At 60.6% G+C, this 26,881-nt stretch carries 27 protein-coding genes; 15 read left to right on the forward strand and 12 right to left on the reverse strand.

Features of this window, described 5'->3' with window-relative positions; translation table 11 throughout:
- Together Q0O05_RS04740 and Q0O05_RS04745 are read right to left on the reverse strand one after the other, a co-directional pair.
- On the reverse strand, window positions 1–429 hold a 429-nt coding region (locus tag Q0O05_RS04740; protein WP_293660747.1), incomplete at its 3' end, for an FAD-dependent oxidoreductase.
- Window positions 430–615: 186 nt separating this feature from the next.
- Window positions 616–1,794, reverse strand: a complete 1,179-nt coding sequence (locus Q0O05_RS04745; protein ID WP_293660748.1) for a YbfB/YjiJ family MFS transporter — start codon at window positions 1,792–1,794, stop codon at window positions 616–618.
- 834 nt (window positions 1,795–2,628) lie between these two features.
- Between Q0O05_RS04745 and minC the strand changes: the two genes are divergently transcribed.
- From minC to minE, 3 genes are read left to right on the forward strand one after another with little or no spacing between them, the layout of a single operon-like run.
- The gene (gene minC / locus Q0O05_RS04750; RefSeq protein ID WP_293660749.1) at window positions 2,629–3,438 is read left to right on the forward strand and encodes a septum site-determining protein MinC; all 810 of its coding nucleotides are present in this window, start codon (window positions 2,629–2,631) and stop codon (window positions 3,436–3,438) included.
- Window positions 3,439–3,470: 32 nt separating this feature from the next.
- On the forward strand, window positions 3,471–4,286 hold the full coding sequence (gene minD, locus Q0O05_RS04755) for a septum site-determining protein MinD (protein ID WP_293660750.1): 816 nt from the start codon (window positions 3,471–3,473) through the stop codon (window positions 4,284–4,286).
- A gap of 4 nt (window positions 4,287–4,290) precedes the next feature.
- Window positions 4,291–4,551, forward strand: a complete 261-nt coding sequence (gene minE, locus Q0O05_RS04760) for a cell division topological specificity factor MinE (protein WP_293660751.1) — start codon at window positions 4,291–4,293, stop codon at window positions 4,549–4,551.
- 38 nt (window positions 4,552–4,589) lie between these two features.
- Here the strand turns inward: minE and Q0O05_RS04765 are convergent, their stop codons facing one another.
- Entirely contained in the window at window positions 4,590–5,057 is a 468-nt protein-coding gene (locus tag Q0O05_RS04765; RefSeq protein WP_366519038.1) for an Lrp/AsnC family transcriptional regulator, read from the reverse strand.
- Entirely contained in the window at window positions 5,054–5,764 is a 711-nt protein-coding gene (locus Q0O05_RS04770; protein ID WP_293660753.1) for an amidotransferase, read from the reverse strand. The genes Q0O05_RS04765 and Q0O05_RS04770 overlap by 4 nt, the downstream gene beginning before the upstream one ends.
- 231 nt (window positions 5,765–5,995) lie before the next feature.
- Between Q0O05_RS04770 and Q0O05_RS04775 the strand changes: the two genes are divergently transcribed.
- The 4 genes from Q0O05_RS04775 (at window position 5,996) to yjjJ (ending at window position 9,470) form a co-directional block, all read left to right on the forward strand.
- The gene (locus tag Q0O05_RS04775) at window positions 5,996–6,247 is read left to right on the forward strand and encodes a hypothetical protein (RefSeq protein ID WP_293660754.1); all 252 of its coding nucleotides are present in this window, start codon (window positions 5,996–5,998) and stop codon (window positions 6,245–6,247) included.
- Between the two features lie 23 nt (window positions 6,248–6,270).
- Window positions 6,271–6,519 (forward strand): translation initiation factor IF-1, encoded by a 249-nt coding sequence (infA, locus tag Q0O05_RS04780; protein WP_087495722.1) that lies wholly within the window; start codon window positions 6,271–6,273, stop codon window positions 6,517–6,519.
- 15 nt (window positions 6,520–6,534) lie between these two features.
- Entirely contained in the window at window positions 6,535–7,695 is a 1,161-nt protein-coding gene (locus Q0O05_RS04785; RefSeq protein ID WP_293660755.1) for a Gfo/Idh/MocA family oxidoreductase, read from the forward strand.
- 347 nt (window positions 7,696–8,042) lie between these two features.
- Entirely contained in the window at window positions 8,043–9,470 is a 1,428-nt protein-coding gene (yjjJ, locus tag Q0O05_RS04790) for a type II toxin-antitoxin system HipA family toxin YjjJ (protein ID WP_293660756.1), read from the forward strand.
- Between the two features lie 77 nt (window positions 9,471–9,547).
- Here the strand turns inward: yjjJ and Q0O05_RS04795 are convergent, their stop codons facing one another.
- The 4 genes from Q0O05_RS04795 to dnaA form a co-directional block, all read right to left on the reverse strand.
- Window positions 9,548–9,895 (reverse strand): RidA family protein, encoded by a 348-nt coding sequence (locus Q0O05_RS04795; protein WP_293660757.1) that lies wholly within the window; start codon window positions 9,893–9,895, stop codon window positions 9,548–9,550.
- The gene (gene gyrB / locus Q0O05_RS04800; RefSeq protein ID WP_293660758.1) at window positions 9,888–12,518 is read right to left on the reverse strand and encodes a DNA topoisomerase (ATP-hydrolyzing) subunit B; all 2,631 of its coding nucleotides are present in this window, start codon (window positions 12,516–12,518) and stop codon (window positions 9,888–9,890) included. The genes Q0O05_RS04795 and gyrB overlap by 8 nt, the downstream gene beginning before the upstream one ends.
- Before the next feature lie 95 nt (window positions 12,519–12,613).
- A complete protein-coding gene (dnaN, locus tag Q0O05_RS04805) occupies window positions 12,614–13,720 on the reverse strand; it encodes a DNA polymerase III subunit beta (protein WP_293660759.1) in 1,107 nt (368 codons plus the stop codon).
- Between the two features lie 93 nt (window positions 13,721–13,813).
- Window positions 13,814–15,226: a chromosomal replication initiator protein DnaA gene (gene dnaA, locus Q0O05_RS04810; protein ID WP_293660760.1), complete on the reverse strand. Its 1,413-nt coding sequence runs from the start codon at window positions 15,224–15,226 to the stop codon at window positions 13,814–13,816.
- 252 nt (window positions 15,227–15,478) lie between these two features.
- Here dnaA and rpmH point away from each other — a divergent pair, with 252 nt between their 5' ends.
- The 5 genes from rpmH to Q0O05_RS04835 all read left to right on the forward strand — a co-directional run bounded on the left by rpmH (window position 15,479) and on the right by Q0O05_RS04835 (window position 19,665).
- The gene (rpmH, locus tag Q0O05_RS04815) at window positions 15,479–15,613 is read left to right on the forward strand and encodes a 50S ribosomal protein L34 (protein WP_006299042.1); all 135 of its coding nucleotides are present in this window, start codon (window positions 15,479–15,481) and stop codon (window positions 15,611–15,613) included.
- Window positions 15,614–15,682: 69 nt separating this feature from the next.
- Window positions 15,683–16,153, forward strand: coding sequence for a ribonuclease P protein component (locus Q0O05_RS04820; protein ID WP_293660794.1), 471 nt, complete (start codon window positions 15,683–15,685; stop codon window positions 16,151–16,153).
- Window positions 16,150–16,422, forward strand: coding sequence for a membrane protein insertion efficiency factor YidD (gene yidD, locus Q0O05_RS04825; protein WP_293660796.1), 273 nt, complete (start codon window positions 16,150–16,152; stop codon window positions 16,420–16,422). The genes Q0O05_RS04820 and yidD overlap by 4 nt, the downstream gene beginning before the upstream one ends.
- A complete protein-coding gene (yidC, locus tag Q0O05_RS04830) occupies window positions 16,419–18,134 on the forward strand; it encodes a membrane protein insertase YidC (protein WP_293660798.1) in 1,716 nt (571 codons plus the stop codon). The genes yidD and yidC overlap by 4 nt, the downstream gene beginning before the upstream one ends.
- Before the next feature lie 16 nt (window positions 18,135–18,150).
- Window positions 18,151–19,665: a tRNA modification GTPase gene (locus Q0O05_RS04835; protein ID WP_293660800.1), complete on the forward strand. Its 1,515-nt coding sequence runs from the start codon at window positions 18,151–18,153 to the stop codon at window positions 19,663–19,665.
- A gap of 23 nt (window positions 19,666–19,688) precedes the next feature.
- On the opposite strand, the gene Q0O05_RS04840 is transcribed toward Q0O05_RS04835, so the two are convergent.
- Complete coding sequence (locus tag Q0O05_RS04840) at window positions 19,689–20,243, reverse strand: adenine phosphoribosyltransferase (RefSeq protein ID WP_293660813.1); 555 nt, start codon at window positions 20,241–20,243, stop codon at window positions 19,689–19,691.
- Between the two features lie 57 nt (window positions 20,244–20,300).
- The gene (locus Q0O05_RS04845; RefSeq protein ID WP_293660802.1) at window positions 20,301–22,289 is read right to left on the reverse strand and encodes a monovalent cation:proton antiporter-2 (CPA2) family protein; all 1,989 of its coding nucleotides are present in this window, start codon (window positions 22,287–22,289) and stop codon (window positions 20,301–20,303) included.
- A gap of 41 nt (window positions 22,290–22,330) precedes the next feature.
- Between Q0O05_RS04845 and Q0O05_RS04850 the strand changes: the two genes are divergently transcribed.
- From Q0O05_RS04850 to lptC, 3 genes are read left to right on the forward strand one after another with little or no spacing between them, the layout of a single operon-like run.
- Window positions 22,331–23,332 carry a KpsF/GutQ family sugar-phosphate isomerase gene (locus tag Q0O05_RS04850; protein ID WP_293660804.1) on the forward strand — a complete coding sequence of 334 codons (1,002 nt, stop codon included), beginning with the start codon at window positions 22,331–22,333 and terminating at the stop codon, window positions 23,330–23,332.
- The gene (locus Q0O05_RS04855) at window positions 23,332–23,877 is read left to right on the forward strand and encodes a 3-deoxy-D-manno-octulosonate 8-phosphate phosphatase (RefSeq protein WP_293660806.1); all 546 of its coding nucleotides are present in this window, start codon (window positions 23,332–23,334) and stop codon (window positions 23,875–23,877) included. The genes Q0O05_RS04850 and Q0O05_RS04855 overlap by 1 nt, the downstream gene beginning before the upstream one ends.
- Before the next feature lie 32 nt (window positions 23,878–23,909).
- Window positions 23,910–24,491 carry an LPS export ABC transporter periplasmic protein LptC gene (gene lptC, locus Q0O05_RS04860; RefSeq protein ID WP_293660808.1) on the forward strand — a complete coding sequence of 194 codons (582 nt, stop codon included), beginning with the start codon at window positions 23,910–23,912 and terminating at the stop codon, window positions 24,489–24,491.
- A gap of 104 nt (window positions 24,492–24,595) precedes the next feature.
- Here the strand turns inward: lptC and Q0O05_RS04865 are convergent, their stop codons facing one another.
- Together Q0O05_RS04865 and Q0O05_RS04870 are read right to left on the reverse strand one after the other, a co-directional pair.
- The gene (locus Q0O05_RS04865; RefSeq protein ID WP_293660810.1) at window positions 24,596–25,063 is read right to left on the reverse strand and encodes an RNA-binding protein; all 468 of its coding nucleotides are present in this window, start codon (window positions 25,061–25,063) and stop codon (window positions 24,596–24,598) included.
- 257 nt (window positions 25,064–25,320) lie between these two features.
- Entirely contained in the window at window positions 25,321–26,523 is a 1,203-nt protein-coding gene (locus Q0O05_RS04870; protein WP_293660812.1) for an ammonium transporter, read from the reverse strand.
- Window positions 26,524–26,881: the final 358 nt, after the last annotated feature.

A 26,881-nucleotide genomic window follows, 5' to 3' on the forward strand; every position in this document is an offset into this window, starting at 1 on the left:
GCCCACTTGCGTCACAACCCCTGTCACAGCATCACCTTCGACGATCAAGTCATCGCAGGCGCCCTGAAAAAGCTGCAAGTTGGGCTGGTTCTCCAGCCGCTTTCGGATCGCCGCGCGGTACAGCACGCGGTCGGCCTGGGCGCGGGTGGCGCGCACCGCCGGGCCTTTGGAGCCGTTGAGGATGCGGAACTGAATGCCCGCCTCGTCGGTGGCCAATGCCATGGCCCCACCCAGAGCATCCACCTCCTTGACCATATGCCCCTTGCCGATACCACCAATGCTGGGGTTGCAACTCATCTGCCCGAGGGTCTCGATGTTGTGCGTTAAGAGCAAGGTCTTGCAACCCATGCGGGCCGCAGCAAGAGCTGCCTCGGTGCCGGCATGGCCGCCTCCGACAACGATGACGTCGAATTCTTGTGGGTACAACATGGTGCGGGTGTAGGCGGGCGGACAACAGGGAGGTCCAGCGAGCGCCATCAAAAGAGAGAGGTCGCGATTTTACCGGCCAGCCCGTCCAGCAGGCCAGCCCCGCAACGGTTCACTCACAAATTTATAGCTACCTACGCAATACCTACGGGCGTTCGCGCCGTATCAGCAGCCTTTTTGGAGATATTGTTAAAGCGCTTTTTGGCGTACCGCCAAGGCAGCGCCGGCCCACAGCGCAAGCGCCGAAAACACCAACCCCCGCGCGAGGCCGCCGGGCCCGTCCGCAATCCAACCCACCACGGTAGGGCCGGCAATCTGGCCGGCCGCAAACACGGTGGTGAATGCGCTGATGCCAGCCGCCCACGCAGCAGGTGGCAGGTTGTGCCGCACCAACGCGGTGGTGGAAGCCACCACCGACAAAAACACCCCGCCAAACAACAAGCCGGACCCCAGCACTACCGGCCACCAATCGGTAAGCGCGGGCAGGATGGTAGCGAAGCCCAGCAATGCATTCAGCGTGCCCAGGGGCCGCCCGTCACGGTGCCGGTCCAACAGCCCGGCCCAGATACGTCCCGACGCCACCACCGCACATCCCAGCAACGCATAAAACACCGTGACCGCCAGCGCCGTACTGCCTTGCACACGCAAAAGTGCCACCACAAAAGTCATGTAACCGATGTAGCCGACGCCAAACAAGGTGTAGCCCGCCAGCCCAAAACGAAAATCCGCCCAGCGGAATGTCTGGGGACCGGCATTACCGGCCGGAGCTGTCGGCAGAGCCCAGCGTGACATCTCGCGGGCCGGCCACACCAGCACCACCGAGCCCGCTGCACAAACCAACGCCAGCGCCCACCAGGACCACTGCCAGCCATGCGGCTGGGCAACATACAAATCCAACAACCACGGCACCAGCAGGGCGCTCAGGACAATGCCCACCCCCGTGCCGCCGTAGTACATCCCCAGCAGCAGCCCGCCTCGCCCCGGATACCGCGTGCCTAAGCGCGCAGCCAGCAACCCACCAGCCACAAACACTACCGCACTAGCCACTCCGGCAGCAAAGCGTTGCACCAACAGAGTCGCTGCATCGGTGAAAAAACCGCTCAAGGCCATGAACACGGTGGCCGCCGCCGCACCGGCCCAAAGCAGCTCGCCGGGGCCACGGCTGCGCAACAAACGCGGGGTGAGCAAAGCACCAACAAAATAGCCCAGCGCATTGGCCGTATTCATAGCGCCGGCGAGCGTGTAATTCCAACCCAAATCGATACGCATCGCTGGCAGCAGGAGCCCGTAAGCGAAGCGGGTAATGCCAAGTGACACCGCAGCCCCGAGCGAGAGGGCCACAGCCAGCGCCCAGCTGCGAGCGTCCATCTCCGGCGTTTGTAGGGGCTGCGTGGGCAGCGCTTGCCTATCGTGCTCCACCAACGTCAGCCGCAGCTGCCATGAAGCGTGAACTGGGATACCACACGTGCCAGAGCGTCAGCTTGCTCCCGCAGACCAGTTGTAGCGGCGACTCTCAGCATACGCAGTTGAATGGTGAATTGACGCATCATGGACATCATGCTCATTGCGATTTTTCTTATTGTGGCCCCCAAACCTGAAGGGCCATCCTTCAAGAGCCCTGAGCCTCTCTCACGACGAGCGACACAACAGTGAATCCTACAAGGCTCCTAGACTCATTTTACCGGGTCACCCCATGCTTCTTTTCCACCTTCTCGCTGAGCTTTAGCCTAACCCTCAACATACAGGGCCTTGTCATCTAGGCATTGATTCACTGTTTTCTCATAAGCCGGTATGGATGGAACGCTACTTTCCAACAAAAAACTGGTTGAGGATAAAGCTGTGAACAGATGAAGGCAAAAATAAAAGTTATCCACAAATTTTTCTATGCTTTGCGATTTATCCAAGATCGCAGTACATCACCGGACCATGGTCACGCACAGGATAAATTTTGTTCTAAGTCATTGAAAAATAACAGTATTTATGACTTATCCACAATGACAGTCGTGCTCTATCTACTACTACTATCTTTAATTTAACTAAAAGAGAGATATAAAGGGACAACCTTTTTCACATTTTTAAGAATACAAAAAAATGTTTACAAATCGTGTGCATATCTTCAAAAAGTGAGCTTGCCAGCAGCGCAAGCTCGGTTTCATCAAGTAAGATTTGAGCCCGTTCACACCCCATCGTCTTCAGCCCTCCATGCCCGCCACCTCCGCCGAGCGCTCATCCGCATCCAGCAGACAAACCTTTGAGATTAAGAGCACCCAGCTACCACTGGTGGCCCTGATGGTGAAGTCAGCGGACTTTGCAGAAGTAGCCCGCGAGCTACACGCCGCCTTCGGGCCGGAAGGAGAAAGCCCTGATTTTTTTGAGCGTGACGGGCTTGTACTGGATTTGTCGCTTATGCCATCCGATGGGTTGCCAGAGACGGCGGATGTTTCCTTAGCGCCCTTGGTCGATGCACTGCGCGACTGCCAGTTGGTGCCAGTGGCGGTGCGAGGCGCTAGCGCTGCGTGGGCTGATGCGATTGCGAACGCGGGTTTGGTTCAGGCGGACACGGAGCTTTCCCGTAAAAAATCGGCAGTTACCCAGCCGATTGCAGAGTCTTCCAAGGAAGTCTCCCAAGAAGCTTTCGTCAAAGAAGTCAACCGCGAAATTCCGGGCCCCAGCACCATGGTGGTGGATAGGCCTCTGCGATCCGGTCAGAAAGTCTATGCCAAGGGCTGCGATTTGGTGGTGCTTGCAATGGTCAACCAAGGCGCTGAAGTAGTTGCCGATGGCAATATTCATGTTTATGCGGCCTTGCGCGGGAAGGCCATGGCCGGAGCGCGTGGCAATACCCAGGCGCGTATTTTTGCGCTATCGCTAGAGCCGGAGTTGGTGTCTATCGCCGGCGTGTATAGAACCAGCGAAAATCCCTTTCCGAAAGACGTTCATGGCAAACCCGCCCAAGTGCGCCTGAGCGAAGACGGTCAGGAAAAACTTCTGATTGAAGCCCTCAAGGCGTAACGTTTCACCTCTACTCGAAAGACCTGCTTCTTATGGCCAAGATTATTGTTGTCACATCCGGCAAAGGCGGCGTGGGAAAGACTACGACAAGCGCCAGCTTTGCCACTGGCTTGGCCCTGCGTGGCCACAAAACTGCCGTTATTGACTTTGACGTGGGCCTGCGAAACCTCGACTTGATCATGGGCTGCGAGCGTCGGGTGGTGTATGACTTGATCAACGTCATCCACGGCGAAGCCAACCTGAACCAGGCGCTGATCAAAGACAAGCAGTGCGACAACCTCTACATCCTCGCTGCGTCGCAAACTCGTGATAAAGATGCCCTGTCGCAGGACGGCGTAGAGCGGGTACTGAACGACCTTGCCGCCATGGACTTTGAATACATCGTGTGCGACTCTCCGGCCGGCATCGAAACAGGTGCTTTGATGGCCATGCATTTCGCTGACGAAGCCTTGGTGGTTACCAACCCTGAGGTGTCTTCGGTGCGCGACTCAGACCGCATTCTGGGTATGTTGTCCAGTAAAACTAAGCGTGCTATGGATGGTGCAGCGCCGATCAAAGAACACTTGCTGATTACCCGCTACAACCCGGCACGGGTAGACCAGGGACAAATGCTATCGCTGGAAGACATTCAGGACATCCTGCGTATCAAGCTCATTGGTGTCATTCCGGAGAGCGAGTCGGTATTGCAAGCATCCAATCAAGGCGTGCCCGCTGTCCATATGAAGGGCAGTGATGTGTCCGAAGCCTATAAAGACGTGATCGACCGGTTCCTCGGTGCCGACAAGCCCATGCGTTTTATCGAAGCGCCCAAACAGGGTTTGCTCAAGCGCATGTTTGGAGGGAAATAAGGCTATGTCATTTCTTTCGTTTTTGATTGGTGAGAAGAAAAAGACTGCCAGCGTTGCCAAAGAACGGCTGCAAATCATCCTGGCACACGAGCGCTGTGGTCGCAATGCCGCTGAGCCGGACTACCTGCCGGCCTTGCAACGCGATTTGGTGGCAGTAATCAGCAAGTACATCAACATCAATCCGGATGACATCAAGGTCAACCTGGAACGCATGGACAATCTGGAAGTGCTCGAAGTCAAAATCGAGCTGCCGGACGCGCGCTAATCGGTCGGCCCTGTCCAGGGGTTGCCAGACCCTTGAAATTACAAAAGAGGCAAAGCCGTGCGGTCCACCACACGGCGCAACACGAAGCTGGAATGCACGCCGGTGACGCCTTCAATGCGGGTCAACTTGTTAAGCAACAAGGACTGGTAGTGGTCCATGTCTTTGACAGCGACCTTGATTTGGTAGTCCGCGTCCTGGCCGGTAATTAGCAAGCACTCCAGCACCTCAGGAAGCACGCTCACACTGGCCTCAAAATTCGCAAACCGTTCAGGAGTGTGCCGGTCCATTGAGATGTGAACCAAAGCAATCAGCGACAACCCGAGCTTTCGAGCATCCAGCAGAGCGCGGTAGCCGGTGATCAGTCCTGCCTCTTCCAAGGCCCGCACTCTGCGTAAACAGGGCGACGGCGACAGACCGATGCGGTCCGCCAAGTCCTGATTGGCAATACGGCCCTCGGCTTGCAAGACCTCGAGGATTTGCTTGTCAAAGCGGTCAAGTTCCATCACGCGCCCCGCCCTTCGGCAAACGCCACCATCAGTTTGGCAAACTCTAAGCCTTCGTGCCCCCGCTTCAGGCTGTTCAGGCTGGCCGTGTAGTGCGGGTCTCCCAATACCGCGCGCCGTTTGTGGAGCAGGTGCGCGCTGTAATCTTCCACAAACTCAGGATGCGGCTGGACACAGAAAACCGCTCTGCCTTTGGAAAAAGAAGCTACCGGGCAACTCGGGCTGCTCGCCAGTAGCCTCGCCCCTTCGGGAAGACCCAGCACCTGATCCTGGTGGCTGGCCAACAGCGCAAAACGATCGCGCTCAACGTTCAACATATCGGGCGCATGCCATTGATAGGTATGCAGCCCCGTAACCCAGCCTTGCGGCGCGCGGCCCACTGGCGCCCCCATGCACAAGGCAATCAGCTGATGGCCAAAGCAAACGCCCAACAATGTCGTGTTACCTGCCAGTAACTCGGTCACCCGCCGGCGCAGCTCAACCACCCAGGGTTCCTCTGAAAACGAATCAGCCTTGCTGCCGGTCAGCAGCACGGCATCGAAATCCTCAAAGCGCCCGGGATACTCGCCCAGCAGGGCTGAAAAATGGTGAAACTCCCAGTGAGAAGCGCCCGCATGGCGTAGCACTTTTTCGAGCATCAGGCCGTAGCTGCCGTACACAGGCGCCATGGTGGCGTCCAGCGTGTCGTTATCCACAATGCAGAGCTTCATGCCTTGAATCGTTCCTCATTTCGCCGTTGCGCACCCCCATGCTACATTACGGGGTCGCCAAAAAGCGATTGGCAGTGTGTTTGCAAGCCGCAAGTCACATCTTTCTCCCGGCAGCGGAGAGCCCAATCCAGCTCCGATCCGGCTTCCGCAGCGACGCAAACCACGGACCGACAGCTACTCTCTCCTAATGAGCACATTGCCTCTGCCGTGGCCGGTGCGTTTGTATTTTTAATGATTCAGAACCACAACAAGATTGACGATTCACACCCAGTCATCATCGGCAAATACCGCATTGCCGCCTGCAGCAAACCACTCCAAAGTGGCCGCTTTGCTGCCCAAGTATCGATCGCCAGCGGACGCGGTAGCGCATCAACCGATCGAGTCATGATTTTTCACGACGACTTTTCAACGCCTTCTGCAGCCGCAACATTTGCAATTGCACAAGGGATCCATTGGGTTCACGCCGCCACCGGCCCCCAGTAACATAGAGGTTCACAGGAAGTTTTATGGCAAAAGAAGATCTGATTGAAATGATGGGCGTGGTGAACGAAGTCCTGCCGGACACGCGGTTTCGCGTGACGCTAGACAACGGCCACCAGCTGATTGCCTACTCCGCAGGCAAGATGCGCAAGAACCACATCCGTATTCTGGCGGGCGACCGCGTGTCCCTCGAGCTGTCACCGTACGACTTGAGCAAGGGCCGCATCAACTTCCGCCACATTGAAGGCCGCGGGCCCATGACGCCCCGCCGTTGAATCGGCACCCTCCGGATGGCCGATAACACTGTCATCCGACTCATGGGGCGCCGCCTGCGTCTGGCGGTGATTGGCGGCGGACCCGGCTCCTTTATCGGGGCCATGCACCGCCAGGCTGCACGGCTCGACGACCGCTACGAGCTCGTCGCGGGCGCCCTTTCTTCCGATCCCGCGCGATCGTTGGTCGCCTCGATGAGCCTTGGCATACCGCCCGAGCGCAGCTATCCCGATGGTCACAGCCTGATCAACGCGGAAGCCGCACGCAGCGATGGCGCTGATGTGGTCGCCATCATGACCCCCAACGACAGCCACTATCGCTTTGCGATGCTGGCACTCGACCACGGCATGGATGTCATCTGCGACAAACCCATGACCAACACCCTGGTAGAGGCCCGGGCACTGCATGACAAGGTGCGGACCAGCGGCCTGGTTTTCTGCCTGACCCACAACTACAGCGGGTACCCCATGGTGCGCCAAGCCAAGGCGATGGTGCTGGAGGGCATGCTGGGCGATGTGCGGCTGGTACAAGTGGACTATGTGCAGGGGGGCCGCGCCAAGCCCGGTCCGGGCCGCACGACCTGGAAAGAGGACCCCGCCCGCGGAGGAACATCACTGGTCCTGGGCGATATAGGCACCCATGCCCACCACCTGTTGCGCTTTATCACGGGGCTGGAGGTGGCGGAAGTGGCGGCTGACGTAGGCGCCATCGTGCCTGGGCGCCAGGCCCACGATTACGCCGGCGCGCTGCTGCGCCTGAGCAATGGGGCGCGCGGCAATTTTTGGGTCACGCAGGCAGCGGCGGGCGTGGAAAACGGCCTGCGTATTCGCGTTAGCGGCGCATTGGGCAGTCTGGAGTGGCAGCAGGAGAATCCGCAAGTCCTGCACTTTAAGCCGCTGGATGCGCCGGCCCAGTTGCGCACGCCTCGTGGGCCGGGCACTTTGCCGCTGGCAGCGCGCGCGTCCCGCATAGCAGCAGGCCACCCCGAAGGTTTTCACGAAGCGTTTGCCACCCTCTACACCGACGCCGGCGACACCATCGCCGCCCGCCGAAGCGGCACTCCCCCGGATCCGCTCGCTTTGTTTTTCCCCGACGCTGCCGACGGGCTCCATGGCCTGCGCTTTGTAGATTCGGCGATCGCGTCCAGTCGCAACAACGGCGCCTGGACAGTCGTTTAAGTCATCCTAAGGCCCTTCCAGGCCGGGGTCTTGGTGCTCATTTCTGCTGGGTGTCTTTCATCATCTTCATGTGCTAGGCGCACATCGGGTCAGCTGCTGGCATGGACGTGCAAGCGGCCAGTGTTGATACAGCGGCGGCTATAAGAATTGATTTCATAAGGGGTCTCTTTCCGGCACATGTGCCTGGTTGAAAGTTGAACCCTAACCGTCCGAATGGCCGTGGCTGTACGTTGGCGAACTTAAGGACATTTATCTACGGCACAAACTAATCAAAACTTTTGAAAAAAGAACGTTCTGTCTATCTCAAATTGGCCGATAAAATCTAATCAAAACCCGCGTCAAAACCTATGCGTCCTAAGAACTCCTCTGCCCGCGATCAGCTGCCTGCGTTGTTGCGCCGCAAGCCCGGAGCGAAGGCCGCAGAGCTGGCAGAGTTGGCCGGTGTCAGTGGGCCCACTATGCTGCGCATGTTGGCAGAGGTTGCCGGCGAATCGGCCGAAGAGGTCATGCGCTGGGGCCGGGCGGGGCGCACGCGCTACTTTCTGCGCCGCAGTTTGCGTGGGCAGTGGGCGCAAATGCCGCTCTACCGTATCGACGCTGCGGGCCAGGCCCACACCGCGGGGTTGGTGCAATTGCTGGCGCCTGTCGGGACTTGTTTGGATGTGGCGGCTATGGGCTGGCCGGTGGACGAAGAAGTCGCGGATGGCCTTTGGCCGTTTGGCCTACCCTACCCCTTACAGGACATGCGGCCGCAAGGCTATCTGGGGCGGCAGTTTGCGCTGCGCCATGCGGCTACTCTGGGCGTTGCGCCTTCGCCGCAGTCCTGGGGGGATGATGATGTGTTGCACATCGTGTGCGCGACCGGGACCGACACATCGGGCAACCTGATTCTGGGGGACATGGCGCTGCAGGCCTGGCTGTACGCTAAGGCTCAACCCGAGCCGCTGATCGCGGATGCCGATGTGGCAGAAGCCTATGCTGACCTTGCTGTGCAAGCCAGTGCGCGGGGCGTACCCGGCTCCAGCGCGGGGGGCGAGTTCCCTAAGTTCACTGCGAGGCGCGCTGTGCCGCCCGGGGTGGCGTCCGACACGCCGCATGTGATCGTCAAGTTCTCTGGCGCCGATGCCTCGTCCACCGTGCAGCGCTGGGCCGACTTGCTGGTGTGTGAGCACCTCGCCCTGCAAGCGGCTGCAGACCTCCCCGGTACGCGCAGCGCACGCAGCCGCCTACTTCAGCACGCCGGCCGTACGTTTCTAGAGGTGGAGCGCTTTGACCGCCACGGCCCCCATGGGCGAAGCGCGTTGTGCAGCCTGTCCACACTGGAGGCGGCTATCGGCCCCCGCGGCAGCAACACCTGGCCTGAAGCCGCCGCCTTGCTTAATAGCCAGGGCTGGCTGGACGCCGACAGCTTGGCGGTGGTCCAGCGCCTGTGGTGGTTCGGCAAGCTGATTGCCAATACCGACATGCACCATGGAAACCTCAGCCTGCTGCCCGGTAACGGCGTTGTGCAGCTCGCGCCGACCTACGATATGTTGCCTATGCAATACGCGCCCCTGGCTGGGGGCGAGTTGCCGACCTCGATGTACGCTCCCGCGCTGCCCGCCCCCCAGGACCGAGCGATCTGGCTTGACGCAAGCGTCGCGGCCTTGCAGTTTTGGCGCTCAGCAGCTGCCGACATGCGCATCAGCGAAGGCTTTAGAACTATCTGCGCTGAAAACCAAGGCAGACTGGAAGCGTTGCACAATTTGGCTAGAGGTGATTTGCTCCTTTTTTAGGAGCGCTCTGCGCATACCTGACGGGCCCTGAGGCCGATTGGAGCATCAAAAACGGGTACTGTCCGAGGCTCTTTCCGTCAGCCTACCGCAGCTGTAAACGCAATTTCCACCCGGTACTCCGGGCTGGCCATCTCGGCGCGCACGCAGGCCCGTGCCGGGGCGCAGCCTTCGGGCAACCAGGTTTGCCAAGCCGCATTGAAGTCAGCGCGGTCAGCCATGTCCTTGAGGTAAACGGTGGCCATGAGCAGGCGGCTCTTGTGGCTGCCGGCCAGGGCAAGGGTTCGCTCGGCCTGGGCTAGCAGGGCCAGCGTTTGGCTGGTGATGTCGGCGCCGCTTTCGGGCACTTCCACGAAATACACCACCCCGTTGTGCACCACCGCGTCCGACCATTGGGCGGCGGGGTGGATGCGGTGGATGTCAGACATCAATATTGCCGGCCCGCAGCGCATTGGTTTCAATGAAGTCGCGGCGCGGCTCCACTTCGTCCCCCATCAGCATGGTGAACACGCGGTCGGCTTCGATGGCGTCGTCAATTTGCACGCGCAGCAGGCGGCGCACGGTGGGGTCCATGGTGGTTTCCCAGAGTTGCTCGGGGTTCATTTCCCCCAAGCCCTTGTAGCGCTGGCGGCTGGATGTGCGTTCGGCTTCGCCGATGAGCCATGCCATGGCCTCGCGGAAATCGGAGACCTTTTCCTCTTTCTGCCGTTCGCCCTCTCCGCGCATGACGCGTGCGCCTTCGGTGAGCAAACCGCGGAAGGTGTTGGCCGCGTCTGCGAGGGTCGCGTAGTCAGCGCCGTGGACAAAGTCCTGGGTGAGCACGCTGCTCTTGACATTGCCGTGGTGGCGGCGGCTGATGCGCAAAATCGGCTTGTCGGTGCGGACGTCGAATTCCGCGGCCACTTCGGCGGCGCTGCCCTTGGCAGCACCCTCGGTCTCAATCAGCTTCGCTTGCAGCGCCGCGGCGGAGGCTTCGGCCTCGGCCACGGTGTCGAGCTGGAGTGCTATGCCATCGGCCACCGCGCGCAAGGCCTCAGCGTCCATGAAGTTTTGCAGTCGCGCAATGACCGCCTGGGCCAACTGGTGCTTGCGGGCCAGCTCGGCCAGCGTGTCGCCGCTCAGGGTGGTGCCATTCGGGCCGCCGGTAAAGACCGAGGCATTGACCAATGCAATGCGCAGCAAGAAGCCGTCCAGCTCAGTGGCGCCTTGCAGGTACAGCTCTTCTTTGCCGGACTTCACCTTATACAGAGGCGGCTGGGCAATGTAGATGTGGCCGCGTTCCACCAGCTCGGGCATCTGGCGGTAGAAGAAGGTAAGCAGCAGGGTGCGGATGTGGGCGCCGTCCACGTCGGCGTCGGTCATGATGATGATGCGGTGGTAACGCAGCTTTGCGACGTTGAAGTCGTCCCCCCCGGTGCTACCGCCGGCCTTGCCGATGCCGGTACCGAGTGCGGTGATGAGGGTAAGAATTTCGTTGCTGGTAAGCAGCTTTTCGTAGCGCGCTTTCTCGACGTTCAAGATCTTGCCGCGCAGGGGCAGGATGGCCTGGAACTTCCGGTCGCGCCCCTGCTTGGCGGAGCCGCCGGCGGAGTCGCCCTCGACGATGTAGATCTCGCACAGGGCGGGGTCTTTTTCCTGGCAGTCGGCCAGCTTGCCGGGCAGGCCCATGCCGTCGAGCACGCCCTTGCGGCGAGTCATGTCGCGGGCCTTGCGGGCGGCTTCGCGGGCGCGGGCGGCTTCAATGATTTTGCCGACGATGATTTTGGCGTCGTTCGGCCGCTCTTCCAGGTAGTCGGCCAGCAGCTTGCCCACGATGTCTTCTACCGGGCCCCGCACCTCGCTGCTCACCAGCTTGTCTTTGGTCTGGCTGGAGAACTTGGGCTCAGGCACTTTGACCGAGAGCACGCAGCACAGGCCTTCGCGCATGTCGTCGCCGGTGACCTCGACCTTGGCCTTTTTGGCCATTTCGTTTTGCTCGATGTATTTGCTGATCACGCGGGTCATGGCCGCGCGCAAGCCGGTCAGGTGGGTGCCGCCATCGCGCTGGGGGATGTTGTTGGTGAAGCACAGCACCTGCTCGTTGAAGCCGCTGTTCCATTGCATGGCCACTTCGACGCCGATGTTGGTGCCCTGGTCACTCTGGCGGTCGCCCATCGCGTGAAACACATTGGGGTGTAGAACGGTTTTGCCCTTGTTGATGAAGTTCACAAAGCCTTGTACGCCGCCCGCGCCGGCAAAGTCGTCTTCCTTGCCGCTTCGTTCGTCCTTGAGGCGGATACGCACGCCGTTGTTCAGGAAGCTGAGCTCTCGCAGGCGCTTGCTCAAAATCTCGTAGTGGAAATCGTTGTTTTCTTTGAAGATTTCGGTATCCGGCAGAAAGTGCACCTCGGTGCCGCGCTTTTCGGTGTCGCCGATGACTTTCATGGGCGAGACGTCGATGCCGTTGTGCGACTCGAAGATGCGGTTTTGCACAAAGCCCTTGCTGAACTCCAAGGTATGGACCTTGCCGTCGCGGCGAATGGTCAGGCGCAGCATCTTCGAGAGCGCATTCACGCAGCTCACACCCACTCCGTGCAAGCCGCCCGACACCTTGTAGCTGTTCTGGTTGAACTTGCCGCCGGCGTGCAGCTCGGTGAGGGCAATTTCGGCCGCCGAGCGCTTGGGTTCGTGCTTGTCGTCGAGCTTGATGCCGGTGGGAATGCCGCGCCCGTTGTCCACTACGCTGATCGAGTTGTCGGAGTGGATGGTGACCAGAATGTCATCGCAATGTCCGGCCAGCGATTCGTCAATCGAGTTGTCCACCACCTCAAACACCAGGTGGTGCAGGCCGGTGCCGTCCGAGGTGTCGCCGATGTACATGCCCGGGCGCTTGCGCACCGCCTCCAGGCCCTCGAGGATCTGGATCGAGCCTTCGCCATAGGCTTCGGTCGCGCCGGCCTGGTTGGTGTCGATGGTGGGCTGGAAGTTGGAGCTGTTGGAGCCACTCTCGCCCGTGTTGACCGCGTTATCCGCATTGTCGGGGGCAGAACCTGGCTTGTTATCTTCACTCATGGCGCACTTCTTTTCGAAAAAACTCAAACTCTTGAATGACCAAACCCCCGATACGCGGGGGTTTGATTGCGTGGGCAGCTACTGTTTTGATAGCGTCAGATTCTCATGGGCATCACGACGTATTTGAAGGTAGTGTTGTCGGGAATGGTGATCAGCGCCGAGCTGTTACCGTCTGACAGCTCCACCTTCACCATGTCCTGGCCCATATTGCTCAGGGCATCAATGAGGTAGGTGACGTTGAAGCCGATTTCGATGCTGTCGCCGCCGTAGTCGATGTCGAGTTCGTCGACCGCTTCTTCCTGCTCGGCGTTGTTGCTGGCAACCCGCAGGCTGCCGGGGTCGATGTTCAGGCGCACGCCCTTGAACTTGTCGCTGGTCAGGATGGCGGTGCGTTGCAGCGTCTTGAGCAGGGCTTCGCGGCCGAGGGTGATGCTGTTCTTGTGGTTCTTGGGGATGACGCGGTTGTAGTCGGGGAACTTGCCCTCGACCAGCTTGGTTACGAATTCCATGCCGTCAAAGGTGAACTTGGCCTGGTTGTTGGCAAACTGCATTTCTATGGCGCCTTCGGCATCGCTCAGGAGGCGCTGCAGCTCAATCACGGTCTTGCGCGGCAGGATCACTTCCTGCTTGGGCACCTCGACGTCCAGCGTGGCAGAGGCAAAGGCCAGGCGGTGCCCGTCGGTGGCGACCAGGCTGAGCTGCTTGCCTTCAGCCACAAACAAACTGCCGTTGAGGTAGTAGCGGATGTCGTGCACTGCCATGGCAAACGACACCTGGCTGAGCAAATCCTTGAGCGTCTTTTGCGGCACGCTGAATACCGGGCCGAAATTGGCGCTTTCCTGTACCAATGGGAAGTCTTCGGCTTGCATGGTCTGCAGGGTGAACTTGCTCTTGCCCCCCTTGAGGATGACCTTGCTCTGGCTGGATTCAAGCGACACCGTCTGGTCAGAGGGCATGGTGCGCAGGATGTCGATTAGCTTGCGCGCCCCGATGGTGGTGGTGAAGTTGCCGGTGTCCCCGCCCAACTCTGCGGTGGTGCGGATCTGGATTTCGAGGTCGCTGGTCGTGAGCTGCACCGAGGTACCGGTCTTGCGCAGCAGTACGTTGGCAAGAATGGGCAACGTGTGGCGTCGCTCAACAATCCCGGCCACCGATTGCAGAACCGATAAGACCTTGTCTTGCGTTGCCTTCAATACGATCATGTCAACCTCTTTGTATAACTCTGCGAAGCATTTAGTCCTGCCATTTTCCCTGTTTTTTCAGTCAGTTACCGGGGCAGGTGGGTGTTTTTGCGCTCATCCCTTGAGGGTTTGCTCCAGAACGTGGAGCTGCTGGTTCAATTCAGTGAGTTGCTGGCGCTCGCCGCCGATTTTGCGCACCGCATGCAGCACCGTGGTGTGGTCCCGCCCGCCGAAGAGCTCGCCGATTTCGGGCAGGCTTTTCTGGGTAAGTTCCTTGGCCAGATACATGGCAATCTGGCGCGGACGGGCGATGCTGGCCGGCCGCTTTTTGGAATACATGTCTGCGACCTTGATCTTGTAGTAATCGGCCACGGTTTTCTGGATGTTTTCCACCGAAATCTGCCGGTTCTGGATGGAAAGCAGGTCCCGCAGGGCCTCGCGCGCCAGCTGGATGGAGATTTCTTTCTGGTTAAAGCGCGAATAGGCCAAGATCCGGCGAAGCGCGCCTTCGAGCTCGCGCACATTCGAGCGCACGTTTTTGGCCACAAAGAAGGCCACTTCCTCGGGCATTTCCGAGCCCTCGGCGTGCGCCTTGTTGATCAAAATCGCGACCCGCATTTCCAACTCAGGCGGCTCAATGGCAACAGTCAGCCCCGAGTCGAAGCGAGAGACCAGCCGCTCGTGGATGTCTGTCAAGCTCTTGGGGTAAGTGTCGCTGGTCATCACGATGTGCGACTTTTTCGCCAGCAGCGCCTCAAAGGCATTAAAAAACTCTTCCTGGGTGCGGTCTTTGTTGGCAAAAAACTGCACATCGTCAATCAGCAGCAGGTCCAGCGAGTGGTACCGGTCCTTGAATTCATCAAAAGTTTTTCGCTGGTAGGCCTTCACCACGTCGGACACAAATTGCTCGGCATGGATGTAAAGCACCTTGGAGCCCGGTTTATCCACAAGTAAACGGTTTCCAACAGCGTGCATCAAGTGCGTTTTGCCCAGGCCCACGCCGCCGTAAATGAAAAGCGGGTTGTAAAGGTGGCCGGGCATAGTGGCCACATGCATGGCGGCTGCCCGCGCCATGCGGTTGGCCGTGCCTTCGACCAGTGTTTCAAATGTCAACATGCTGTTGAGCCGGTTCTTGGGAGTGCCGGCAGAACGCTCTTCGCCGGCCTCGAGTTCCTCTGCAGCCTCGGGCACCTCAGGAGCCCGCGGCGCGGCGGCTTCCCGCACCGGCGCTTCCCGCGGAGTAATCACTAACTCAACGACAACCGCTTGCCCGTAAAGCTTTTCTAACAAAGCCGCAATACGCTGGCTGTATTGCGCGCGAACCCAGTCGAGCTTGAAACGGTTGGCCACGAACACAGTGATCCTGGACATGTCCTCATGCACGAGGGCAGTGAGCGGCTTGATCCAGGTGTTGAATTGCTGCTCCGGCAGCTCTTGGGCGAGTTGATCGATGCAACTCTGCCAAAGGCTTTGCCCGAGCTCCCGGTGGCCGGGATCCGGGGAATGGGGGAGGGGTCCCTGGGTCATTGCGGGTGTCGGCTTCTGTGGATAGTTGGCGTCTGCTGCGACGGGAATTTCGATTTATCAATACTTTATCCACATTTTGCCGGCACGCGCGCGCAGTTCGCGCAAAAGAAGCTAAATCCTTCCTAAGGTGTTGCCCTGATTGAGAAAGTTTGTGATAATCCGCGGTTGCCTTGACTGTGTCGGGGTGAAAAGACCCACCCGGCGAGCATTTAGAAGCTCGCATTGAGCCCTGAAGGGGCCGTTAGGAATACCATGAAACGCACTTACCAACCTTCCAAAATCCGCCGCGCACGCACCCACGGGTTCCTCGTTCGCATGAAGACCCGCGGTGGCCGCGCTGTCATCAACGCACGTCGCGCCAAGGGCCGCAAGCGTCTGGCTGTCTAAGCCGGCTTCGCGAACCAAGGCTTTTTGCTTTTGGTGACAGCGGAATCGACTGGCGGCAGCAACCCTGCCGTGCATCGTCTTCAGACGCGAGCCCAGTTCCAAGCGGTTCTGGCGGGCACCACGGTTTCAAAAACAGCGCACTTTGCTATGCATTGTTGCGCTGTTGGTCTTTCTACAGATGGAGAAGTGCCGCCCTTGTTCGCACCTGCCGGTATCTGGCTCGGCGCCATGGTTCCCAAGCGTTGGGCCAAGCGGGCGGTCACGCGCAACACCATCAAGCGGCAGATTTACCAACTCGGCGGACAATTTGCCCCCGCCTTGAAAGACAAAGCCCATCTTGTGCGCCTTCGTCGCGACTTTGACCGCAAGCATTTTGTGAGCGCCACATCCGATGCATTGAAGGCCGCTGTGCGTGAGGAGCTGTTGGAGTTGTTCGGGAACATCGTGGGCAACTTGCCGCCGCTGCCTGCCGCACGCCGTGGCGCAGTGCCCGCCCCGGCTGGCCCTGCCCCGCCAGAGCGCGCGGAGACCGCAGCGTGATGCGCGAGGTGCTCATGGGTATCGTGCGGGCTTACCGCTTTTCTTTGAGCCCATGGTTGGGCTCCGCCTGCCGTTTTAGCCCTACATGTTCTCTGTATTCCCTCGAAGCGCTGGACCGCCACGGTGCGACAATAGGCAGCTATTTGACAGTCGCGCGGCTTGTGCGCTGTCACCCGTGGTGCGCGGGTGGGCACGATCCCGTGCCTGAGAATGCGCCGCGACTTTTCGGTCGCTTGATCCAATCCCCATCAAAGAAGAAAACTTCATGAACGATATTCGCCGCACCATTTTGTGGGTGATTTTTGGGTTCTCCATGGTCCTGTTGTGGGACCAATGGCAAGTCCACAATGGCAAGCAAGCCACATTTTTCCCCGCCCCGGCGGTCAAGACAGCAGCCCCTGCGGGCAGTCCCGCAGCCCCCGCGGATGCCGGCGTGCCCGCGCCGGTCGCGCAGGCTCCGTTGCCCGCCGCCGCTGGCGAAGCACCAGCAGCGCCTGCCACGCCGTCAGCCACCGAGCGCTTTGAAGTCACCACCGATGTGCTCAAGCTCACCTTTGACACCCAAGGCGGCTCCGTGGTGCGGGCCGAGTTCCTGAAGTACCTTGACTCTGACGACAAGCAACGCAACTTCGTGTTGCTTGAGGATGCCAAAGACCGGTTTTACCAGGCACAGACCGGCCTGATTGGTGGCGCAACGTCTGACAGCTTCCCCACGCACAAGACCGTCATGTCGGTGAGCGGGGACAAAACCCTCCAGGATGGACGGGACGAACTCAACATCAGCTTCACCGCGCAGACCGCAACCGGCGTCAAGCTGGTAAAGACCTACACCCTGCGCCGCGGCGCTTACGACATTGCGGTGAAGCACGAGGTCACCAACACCGGCACCGCGCCGTTGAGCCCTCAGCTGTATCTGCAACTGGTGCGTGACGGCAACAAGCCGCCGGGCGAGTCCTCTTTCTATTCCACCTTCACCGGCCCTGCGGTTTATACCGAGGCCAAGAAGTACCAGAAGGTGGAGTTTGCCGATATCAAAAAAGGCAAGGCCGAATTTGAAAAAGAGAGCAACAACGGCTATGTGGCCATGGTGCAGCACTACTTTGCAAGCGCCTGGCTTCTGCCAGCGGATGTGAAGCGTACCTTTTCGCTCGACGCCAGAGACGTGGGCGCGGCAGTGGCGGACTGTTGCTACCGTGCCTCCATGATCACGCCCTTCGATGCGTTGGCCCCGGGGCAGACCAAGTCGCTGGATGCCAAGCTGTTCATCGGCCCACAGGAGGAGAAGAAACTCGAGGCCCTGATGCCCGGCATGGAGTTGCTCAAGGACTACGGCTGGCTGACTATTCTTGCCAAGCCGCTGTATTGGTTGCTTGATCAGCTGCACAGCGTGCTTCAAAACTGGGGCTGGGCGATCGTGGCGCTGGTCTTGCTGCTCAAGATAGCCTTTTATTGGCTCAACGCCAAGGCCTACGCCAGCATGGCCAAGATGAAAGCGGTGAACCCCCGCATCATGGAAATGCGCGAGCGCCTCAAAGACAACCCGCAGCAAATGCAGCAGGAAATGATGAAGATTTACCGCGAGGAGAAGGTCAACCCCATGGGCGGCTGCTTCCCGATCATGGTGCAGATTCCTGTGTTCATTGCCTTGTATTGGGTGCTGCTGTCCAGCGTGGAGATGCGTAACGCGCCCTGGACGCTGTGGATTCAGGATTTGTCGACTCCCGACCCGTACTACATCCTCCCCTTGTTCATGACCCTGACCGGCTTGGTGCAAACCGCGCTCAATCCCGCCCCGCCGGACCCGATGCAGGCCAAATTGATGTGGATCATGCCGCTGGCCTTCAGTGTGATGTTCTTCTTCTTCCCCTCGGGCCTGGTGCTGTACTGGATTACCAACAACATTTTGTCTATCGCGCAGCAGTGGGTCATCAACACCCGCATGGGCGTGCCGCCCGAGTTCAACCTGCCGAAGTTCAAATAGCCGGCGGGGGCGCAGGATGCTGTCGCGTCATGCTGACCCCATCGCCGCCATTGCCACGGCGGCGGGCCGCGGTGCGGTGGGCATCGTACGGATCAGCGGCAAGGACCTGACCGTCTTTGCCAACGCCCTGCTCGGCCGCCCGTTGCGGCCCCGCGAGGCGACCTATCTTCCTTTCAAGGATGCACAAGGCCAGCCGATAGACCATGGGTTGGCATTGTTTTTTCCGTCGCCCCACTCTTTCACCGGCGAGGACGTGCTGGAGCTGCAGGCCCACGGCGGTCCGGTCGTTTTGCAGCTGCTGCTGGCCCGTTGCTTTGAAGTCTCGACCAGCGCGCCGCTGTTGAAAGAGAGCGCTGCGCACCCCAACTCCGCCGGGACCGTATCTTCGCCCGTTTTGCCTACCCTTTCCGGCCTGCGGCTGGCCGAGCCAGGTGAATTTACCCAGCGCGCGTTCTTGAATAACAAGCTTGATCTGGCGCAGGCTGAAGCGATTGCCGATCTGATTGAGGCCAGCACTGAGGCGGCCGCGCGTAGCGCCAGTCAGTCCCTCTCGGGCGCCTTTTCGCGCGAGATTGCGCAACTGCGCGAGGCGCTGATCCACCTGCGTATGCTGGTGGAAGCGACACTGGATTTTCCGGAAGAGGAGATCGACTTTTTGCAAAAGGCCGATGCGGCGGGCCAGTTGCGCAAGTTGCAAAGCGCTTTGCGCCAGGTGCTGGCCCAAGCGGCGCAGGGCGCGCTGCTGCGTGAGGGCATGAAGGTCGTGATTGCCGGTCAGCCCAATGCGGGGAAGTCCTCGCTACTGAACGCTTTGGCCGGCGCGGAGCTGGCCATCGTCACGCCGATCGCCGGGACTACCCGCGACAAGGTGCAAGAGACGATTCAGATTGAGGGCGTGCCGGTGCACATTATCGACACCGCCGGCCTGCGCCCTAGTAGCGATGAGGTTGAACAAATCGGCATCGCCCGCGCATGGGAGGCCATGGAGACCGCCGATGCGGTGCTGTTCCTGCACGACCTCACCCGCAGCAATGCTACAGAATATATAGCAGCTGACGCAGATATAGCGGGCGGTATAGCCCAAAAAGTCTCCCAAAAGACGCCTGTCATCCATGTCTGGAACAAGTCCGACGCGGTGGAGTGGGTCCCTGCACCCGGGGCCGCATCGCTGAACGCGGGTGATAGCGCAGACGAGAGCGGAGGCGGAGGCCGAAGCGAAGGTGGCATCCGCCTGTCAGCCAAAACCGGCGCGGGCTTGGACGTGCTGCGCCAGCGGCTGCTGGAAGCTTCAGGTTGGCGGCCTGCTCAGGGCGGCATGTTCATGGCGCGCCAGCGGCACGTGCAGGCACTGCATGCGGTCGGTGCGCATCTGGAAACAGCGGACGCGCTGCTCTCAGACGGCAGCGGCGCGCTGGATTTGTTGGCCGAGGAGCTGCGGCTGGCGCAGAACGCGCTCAACGCCATCACCGGCGCATTTGGCGCTGATGAGCTGCTAGGCGTGATCTTTTCGAAATTCTGTATCGGGAAATAGCCGCCGCTGCCGGCACCCGAGGCTCAGTGACCAGCGAAGTCCAGCAGCGTGAACAGCTGCAGGCCCGCAGCGCGCAGCTTCTCGGAGCCGCCCAGCTCGGGCAGGTCCACAATGGCGGCGCCTTCCATAACCACCGCGCCTTGGCGCTCTAGCAGCTTCTTGCCCGCCATCATGGTGCCGCCGGTGGCAATCAGATCGTCAATCAGGAGCACCCGGTCGCCCGCTTTGACGGCATCGGTATGCAACTCCACCGTGGCGCTTCCGTATTCCAACTCATAGGTCTCTTCCACCGTGTCGAACGGCAACTTGCCCTTTTTGCGGATGGGCACAAAGCCGATGTTGAGCTCATAAGCCACCACCGCACCCAAGATGAAGCCGCGCGCATCCAGCCCCGCCACCACATCGGGGCGCATGGACGGGTCCATGTAGCGGTGCACAAAGGCATCAATCAGTACCCGGAACACCTTGGCGTTTTGCAACAGCGGCGTGATGTCGCGGAACTGCACCCCGGGCGTGGGCCAGTCGGGCACGGTACGAATGTGGTCGCGCAGGTATTGGTTGATGCTGAGGTGTTGCATGGATTTCATAAAGGGAAAAGTCTTCGGATGGGTGAGGCGCGCGGCTATTGTGGCAGGCTAGCCGCTCTTGGTGAGCATTTCCTCGGTCGCCGCCAGCGCCGCCGCCGTGCCGCCGAGCACCAAGGTGTCGCCGGCCTGCAACTGCAGCTCTTCGGTTAGCGCGGCCTGCTTGCCGCTGGCGCGGCGCAAGCTCACCAGGCGTACCCCACAGGCCTCTAGTGGCAGAGAGCTTGCGGTCTCGCCGGCGTGCCGGCTGTCCGGGGGCAGCGTGACAGTGGACAGCCGTTCGTTGTCAAGCTCGTCCACCGAGTCGTCGTCCGCGCCATGGAAGAAGCCGCGCAGCAGGTTGTAACGGGCATCGCGCTGGTCTTGCACGATGCGCAAAACCCGCCGCATCGGCACGCCCACCAGCGCCAGCGCGTGGCTGGCCAGCATGAGCGAGCCCTCAATCGCTTCCGGCACCACTTCGGTCGCGCCTGCTTTTCGTAACCGGGCCAGGTTCAGGTCGTCCTGGGTGCGCACAATCACCGGCACCTGTGGCGCGTGGGACCGGGTGTTAGCCAATACCTTCAGCGCGCCGTCGATGTCCAGGTAGGTGATGACCACCGCACTGGCCCGCGCCAGCCCAGCCGCCATCAGGGCCTGCATGCGGGCAGCATCACCAAACACTACCGAGTGCCCGGCCGCTGCCGCATGGCGTACGCGGTCGGGGTCCAGGTCCAGCGCCATGTAGGGAATGTGTTCCTGCTCAAGCATGCGGGCCAGATTCTGGCCGCTCCGCCCGTAGCCGCAGATGATCACATGGCCGCTGCTGTTGATAGCCTTTCGCGCGATGGTCGTCATCTGCAAGGACTGCTGTAGCCATTCGCTGCTAACCAGCTTCAACACGATGGCGTTGGCCTGTGTGATCAGCAGGGGCGTGGCCATCATGGACAAGACCATTCCGGCCAGAATCGGGTTGAGTAGCTCGGGCGGCACCAGCGCGTTTTGCTGGGCTAGTGTTAGAAGCACAAAGCCGAACTCTCCTGCTTGCGCGAGGTAAATGCCGGTACGCAAAGACACGCCCGAGGTTGCGCCCAGAAGGCGTGCGATGCCGGCTACCAGCGCCGCCTTGAACAGGGTGGGCACCACCAGCAAAACCAGCACCAACGGCCAGCGTTCCAGCACCAGCCGCCAGTCCAGCAGCATGCCGATGCTGATGAAGAACAGGCCCAGCAACACGTCATGAAACGGGCGAATGTCCGTCTCCACCTGGTGCTTGTACTCGGTCTCCGAGATCAGCATACCCGCAATAAATGCGCCCAGCGCAAGACTCAGGCCCGCCAACTCCGTCAGCCACGCCAGCCCGAGGGTGATGAGCAGCAGGTTGAGTACAAACAGCTCGTTGCTCTTGCGCCGCACCACCACCGTCAGCCAGCGGCGCATCACATACTGGCCGCCAACCAGCAGCACCGTCACCAGCACCGTCGCTTTGAGCGCCGCCAAGGCCAGCGACTCCACCAGCCGCGGGCCGGATGCGCCCAGTGCCGGAATCAGCACCAGCAGCGGAACCACTGCCAGATCCTGAAACAGCAGCACCCCCATGACCCGCTTACCGTGCTCGGACTCTATCTCCACCCGCTCGGCCAACAGCTTGACAACAATCGCGGTGCTGCTCATCGCCAAGGCGCCGGAGAGTGCCAGCGAAGCCTGCCAGCCCAGATGCCATGGGCCCGAAATCCAGCGCGAGAAAAGCAGGGTGATACCGGTGGCCACCAGCATGGTCAGCGCTACCTGCAGCAGCCCCAGTCCGAACACATGTTTGCGCATGCCCCGCAGCCGCGGCAGATTGAACTCCAGACCGATCACAAACATCAGGAACACCACACCAAACTCGCCCAGCCGGTGCACGGCGTCCGCGTTTTGCGACAGCGCCAGTGCGTTCGGCCCAATCACCACCCCCACCGCCAGATAGCCCAACATCGGCGGCAGCTTCAGGGTGCGGCAGGCGACTACGCCCAAGACCGCAGCGAGCAGGTAGAGCAGGGTGATCTCAAGGGCGGTCATGAGCCGATACTAGCAAGACCCGCGCTCTATAAAATGCGCCCATGAACGCAGCCCACCCCCCGCTGCAAGGCTTTGACGCGCAACGCGCGCTCGACCTTGCCAAAGAAACATTCGATATCGAAGCGGCCGCAGTGAGAGGCCTCACAGACCACTTGGACCAGGGCTTTGTGCAGGCCGTGCAGGCCATGCTGGCCATTGCGGGCCGGGTGGTCGTGATGGGCATGGGCAAGAGCGGGCACATCGGCCGCAAGATTGCTGCCACCCTGTCTTCTACCGGTACGCCCGCCCTGTTTGTGCACCCCGCAGAGGCCAGCCATGGCGACCTCGGTATGGTGACCGCCGCGGATCTGGTGCTGATGATCTCCAACAGCGGTCAGTCGCAGGAAATGGAAGCCATCCTTCCGGTGCTCAAGCGCTTGGGCGTGCCATTGGTGGCCATGTCGGCCAATGGCAAAAGCACCCTGGCTGCGCATGCTGATATCTGGATCAACACCGCAGTCAGCAAAGAGGCCTGCCCCCTGAATCTGGCGCCTACCGCCAGCACCACCGCCCAGCTCGCCATGGGTGACGCGCTGGCGGTAGCGCTTCTGGATGCGCGTGGCTTTCGCGCAGAAGACTTTGCCCGCTCGCACCCTGGCGGCGCGCTGGGCCGCAAGTTGCTCACACACGTGGCCGATGTGATGCGCCGGGACGACGCCGTGCCCCGGGTCGCGCCCGACGCAAGCTTTAGCGATCTCATGCGCGAGATGGGCGCTAAAGGCCTGGGCGCCACCGCGGTGGTGGACGCGGCGGGATTTCCTCTGGGCATCTTTACCGACGGAGATCTGCGCCGCCTCATCGAGCTGGGCATCGATTTGCGCTCCAAGACCGCGGGCGATGTCATGCACCCTGCGCCCTCTACCATCGCGGCGCAGGCTTTGGCGGTGGAGGCTGCGGACCTGATGGAGGCCCGCCGAATCACCAGCGTGCTGGTGGTGGACGAGGCCGGGCATTTGTGTGGCGCGGTCAACAGCAACGACCTGATGCGGGCCAAGGTCATTTGATGGGGCCGCTTCTTCAGTTTCCCCCCGACCTGCTGTTGAGGGCGCAAGGCATCCGGGTGCTGTTTCTGGATGTGGACGGCGTACTCACCGACGGCGGCCTGTATTTCAGCGCCGAGGGCGAAACCACCAAGCGCTTCAACACGCTGGACGGTCACGGCCTCAAGCTGTTGCAGCGTGCCGGTATTACCCCAGCCGTGGTCACGGGGCGTGATTCGCCGGCCCTTCGTGTCCGTCTTCAAGCGCTGGGCATTGAGCACGCCCGCTTTGGAACCGAAGACAAGCGCCCCGCCGCGCAGGAGATCTTGCAGTCATTGAGGCTGGATTGGGCGCAAGCCGCCGCCATGGGCGACGACTGGCCCGATCTCCCCATGATGCTGGGCTGCGCATTTGCCGCTGCCCCGCCACATGCGCACACGGAGGTGCTGGGCCGCGCCCACTTTGTGACCCGTGCCGCCGGCGGTCATGGCGCGGTGCGCGAGGTGTGTGACCTCTTGATGGTGGCAAGCGGACGCTATGCCGGCCTGCTGCAGCCCTATCTGCCGTGAAAAACTTGCTCTTCAGCGCATGGGAGCGCTTGATGCTTTATTTGCCCGTGCTGGTCATGGGCGTGCTGGCGTTGGGCACCTACTGGTTGGTTCGCAGCACGCCGGTGATGGAGCCCGCCGTCCCTGAGCGGGAGCGGGGTCATGAACCGGACTATTTCATGGAAGGCTTTCATGTGAAGTCCTTCGCGTCTTCCGGCAAGCTCCGCTCAGAGGTGATGGGCGCCGTGGCCCGCCATTACCCCGACACCCGCTGGCTGGAAATTGACGCCATCCGCATCCGCTCGTTCGACGCTCAGGGCCGCCTCACTACGGCGACTGCCCGCCGGGGACTGGCCAATGAGGACGGTTCTGAGGTGCAGCTTTTTGGCAACGCCGTAGTGGTGCGCGAGGCGCTGGCCGCAGCTGCGGGCCGGCCGGAGCAGCCCCGCGCCGAATACCGGGGCGAGTTCTTGCACGCATTTATCGACACGGAGCGGCTTCAGTCCCACAAGCCGGTTGAGCTGCGTCGCGGGGATGATCTCTTTACCGCAGACCGCATGGAGTTTGACAACGCACAGCAGACCATCCGCCTTAACGGACGCGTTCGCGGCACGCTTACGCCTTCCACCCGCTAGCCATCAGGGCGGTGTTTGCCGCCGGCGCGAGCCGCAAAGTTACTATCGACAAAAGCAAAAGGGACCCGAAGGTCCCTTTTTGTCTGCGTGAGCAGTTTTAAATCTTAGTAGCTGGAACGGCCACCACCGTAGCCGCCGCCACCGGAGCGATCGCCGCCGCCACCGTAGCCGCCACCGCCGGAGCGATCACCGCCGCCGTAGCCGCCGCCGCCGGAACGGCCGCCGCCACCAAAGCCACCGCCACCGGAGCGACCACCGCCGCCGCCGTAGCCGCCGCCACCGCCAGCACCGCCGCCGAAGCCACCGGAGCGGGGAGGACGGGGTTCCATCGGACGGGCTTCGTTCACCACGAGACCGCGGCCGCCGAATTGTTGGCCGTTCATGGCATTGATGGCTGTTTGTGCTTCAGCATCGCTACCCATTTCCACAAAGCCGAAGCCCTTGGAGCGACCGGTGTCGCGTTCCATCATGACCTTGGCGCTGGAAACGGAACCGTGCTGGGAAAACGCTTGTTGCAGGTCTTCGTCACGGAAAGAATAAGGCAGGTTGCCTACGTAAAGTTTGTTGCCCATGGTGGGACTCCTGAAAATAACTCAAAAAGCGATGGAGTCCATAACCGCAATCAACAAACCAATGAAGACTTAAAGCAGACGCGAAACTGACTAATCACCGCAAACCCGCACACCGATATTTCGGCAATGCCGCATTATTATGCGTCACTTCTGTTGCGACACAACTTTTTTTCTTGCTTTTTTGCCCCGGCTACCGTAGGGGCAAGGGTTTGTCCCAAGCCCCGGGCCCCGGATTGCCCGCCGCTGGCGGCACCCTTCTACCAGTTCGCTTCCCGCTCCGGGCTGGCGCTGATTTTGTGGATGGACAAATCCGCGCCCTCGTATTCCTCTTCCTGGCTCAAGCGCAGGCCCATGTTTACCTTGAGCACGCCATAGACGACAAAGCCCGCCGCGGCGGCCCATGCCACGCCCATCGCCGTGCCAATGAGTTGTGCGCTCAGGCTGACGCCGCCCAGCCCACCCAAGGCAGTGCTGCCGAAAATGCCAGCCGCAACGCCACCCCAGGTGCCGCACAGCCCGTGCAGTGCCCAGACCCCCAGCACGTCGTCAATCTTCCATTTGTTCTGGGTGAGCGTGAACATGACCACAAAGATGGCGCCCGCCACACCACCTACTACCAGCGCGCCCAAGGGGTGCATCAAGTCTGAGCCCGCACATACCGCCACCAGGCCGGCCAAAGGGCCGTTGTGCACAAAGCCGGGGTCATTTTTGCCCATCAAAAGGGCCACCAGCGTTCCGCCCGCCATGGCCATGAGTGAGTTCACCGCCACCAGCCCCGACATCTTGTCCAGCAACTGCGCGCTCATCACGTTAAAGCCGAACCAGCCCACAATCAAAATCCACGCGCCCAGGGCCAGAAATGGAATGCTGCTCGGCGGGTGGGCCGAAATCGCGCCGTCTTTGCGGTAGCGGTTGCTGCGCGCACCGAGCAGCAGCACCGCGCCCAGCGCAATCCAGCCGCCCACGGCGTGCACCACCACGCTACCGGCAAAGTCATGAAACTCCTCACCGGTGCTGGCCTTGATCCACGCCTGAATGCCGAACTGCTGGTTCCAGACAATCCCTTCAAAGAAGGGGTAAACCACGCCCACGATGACCGCGGTGGCAATCAACTGCGGCCAGAACTTGGCTCGCTCGGCAATACCGCCCGAGATGATGGCGGGGATGGCGGCAGCAAAAGTGAGCAGGAAGAAGAACTTCACCAGCTCGTAGCCGTTTTTGGCGGCGAGCTGCTCGGCGCCCACAAAGAAGGTCGTGCCATAAGCCACGCTGTAGCCCACGGCGAAATACACCACGGTGGACACCGAAAAGTCCACCAGGATTTTGACCAGCGCGTTCACCTGGTTCTTGCGGCGCACGGTGCCGAGCTCCAAAAAGGCGAAACCAGCGTGCATGGCCAGCACCATGATTGCGCCCAACAAAATGAACAAGGCATCTGCGCCCTGTTTTAGTGCTTCCATACGAGTCCTTTGGTCGTTAAATGCTTTGGCTTGGTGCAAAACCATCCGAAAACAGTTTTACGCACCGAAACAAAGCAAAAACCAGGCCAAATGGGTCAAGTTGGTGCGGCAGATGACGGTGATGCGGCCCGATATGTGGTCGCGATGTGCCGCCGGACGCGCAGGCCGTTGGGCGAATCGCGTGTTTCATGTTTCGTTACAATGAAACCCAGCGCCAATTTGCTCCAGCTTGCGGGCGCTTAATAAATTCAGCTAAACACGGACCCGCCTTCTGGCGCAACAACCCGGCCCGCGTTTAGCGTTGCCGGGTTTTGTTTTTATGTTGATTGCTTCTCCACAGTCCATGCGTTTTGATGCT

This window comes from Rhodoferax sp. OV413, from assembly GCF_945881795.1.
Taxonomy (GTDB): domain Bacteria; phylum Pseudomonadota; class Gammaproteobacteria; order Burkholderiales; family Burkholderiaceae_C; genus Allorhodoferax.

Excerpts from the sequence above, each read along its gene's own strand:
- Q0O05_RS04745 (WP_293660748.1), bottom strand. The coding sequence starts at position 1,794 with ATGGACGCTCGCAGCTGGGCGCTGGCTGTGGCCCTCTCGCTCGGGGCT.
- minC (WP_293660749.1), top strand. The coding sequence starts at position 2,629 with ATGCCCGCCACCTCCGCCGAGCGCTCATCCGCATCCAGCAGACAAACC.
- minD (WP_293660750.1), top strand. The coding sequence starts at position 3,471 with ATGGCCAAGATTATTGTTGTCACATCCGGCAAAGGCGGCGTGGGAAAG.
- minE (WP_293660751.1), top strand. The coding sequence starts at position 4,291 with ATGTCATTTCTTTCGTTTTTGATTGGTGAGAAGAAAAAGACTGCCAGC.
- Q0O05_RS04770 (WP_293660753.1), bottom strand. The coding sequence starts at position 5,764 with ATGAAGCTCTGCATTGTGGATAACGACACGCTGGACGCCACCATGGCG.
- Q0O05_RS04775 (WP_293660754.1), top strand. The coding sequence starts at position 5,996 with ATGATTCAGAACCACAACAAGATTGACGATTCACACCCAGTCATCATC.
- infA (WP_087495722.1), top strand. The coding sequence starts at position 6,271 with ATGGCAAAAGAAGATCTGATTGAAATGATGGGCGTGGTGAACGAAGTC.
- Q0O05_RS04785 (WP_293660755.1), top strand. The coding sequence starts at position 6,535 with ATGGCCGATAACACTGTCATCCGACTCATGGGGCGCCGCCTGCGTCTG.
- yjjJ (WP_293660756.1), top strand. The coding sequence starts at position 8,043 with ATGCGTCCTAAGAACTCCTCTGCCCGCGATCAGCTGCCTGCGTTGTTG.
- Q0O05_RS04795 (WP_293660757.1), bottom strand. The coding sequence starts at position 9,895 with ATGTCTGACATCCACCGCATCCACCCCGCCGCCCAATGGTCGGACGCG.
- gyrB (WP_293660758.1), bottom strand. The coding sequence starts at position 12,518 with ATGAGTGAAGATAACAAGCCAGGTTCTGCCCCCGACAATGCGGATAAC.
- dnaN (WP_293660759.1), bottom strand. The coding sequence starts at position 13,720 with ATGATCGTATTGAAGGCAACGCAAGACAAGGTCTTATCGGTTCTGCAA.
- dnaA (WP_293660760.1), bottom strand. The coding sequence starts at position 15,226 with ATGACCCAGGGACCCCTCCCCCATTCCCCGGATCCCGGCCACCGGGAG.
- rpmH (WP_006299042.1), top strand. The coding sequence starts at position 15,479 with ATGAAACGCACTTACCAACCTTCCAAAATCCGCCGCGCACGCACCCAC.
- yidC (WP_293660798.1), top strand. The coding sequence starts at position 16,419 with ATGAACGATATTCGCCGCACCATTTTGTGGGTGATTTTTGGGTTCTCC.
- Q0O05_RS04835 (WP_293660800.1), top strand. The coding sequence starts at position 18,151 with ATGCTGTCGCGTCATGCTGACCCCATCGCCGCCATTGCCACGGCGGCG.
- Q0O05_RS04840 (WP_293660813.1), bottom strand. The coding sequence starts at position 20,243 with ATGCAACACCTCAGCATCAACCAATACCTGCGCGACCACATTCGTACC.
- Q0O05_RS04845 (WP_293660802.1), bottom strand. The coding sequence starts at position 22,289 with ATGACCGCCCTTGAGATCACCCTGCTCTACCTGCTCGCTGCGGTCTTG.
- Q0O05_RS04850 (WP_293660804.1), top strand. The coding sequence starts at position 22,331 with ATGAACGCAGCCCACCCCCCGCTGCAAGGCTTTGACGCGCAACGCGCG.
- Q0O05_RS04855 (WP_293660806.1), top strand. The coding sequence starts at position 23,332 with ATGGGGCCGCTTCTTCAGTTTCCCCCCGACCTGCTGTTGAGGGCGCAA.
- lptC (WP_293660808.1), top strand. The coding sequence starts at position 23,910 with ATGCTTTATTTGCCCGTGCTGGTCATGGGCGTGCTGGCGTTGGGCACC.
- Q0O05_RS04865 (WP_293660810.1), bottom strand. The coding sequence starts at position 25,063 with ATGGGCAACAAACTTTACGTAGGCAACCTGCCTTATTCTTTCCGTGAC.
- Q0O05_RS04870 (WP_293660812.1), bottom strand. The coding sequence starts at position 26,523 with ATGGAAGCACTAAAACAGGGCGCAGATGCCTTGTTCATTTTGTTGGGC.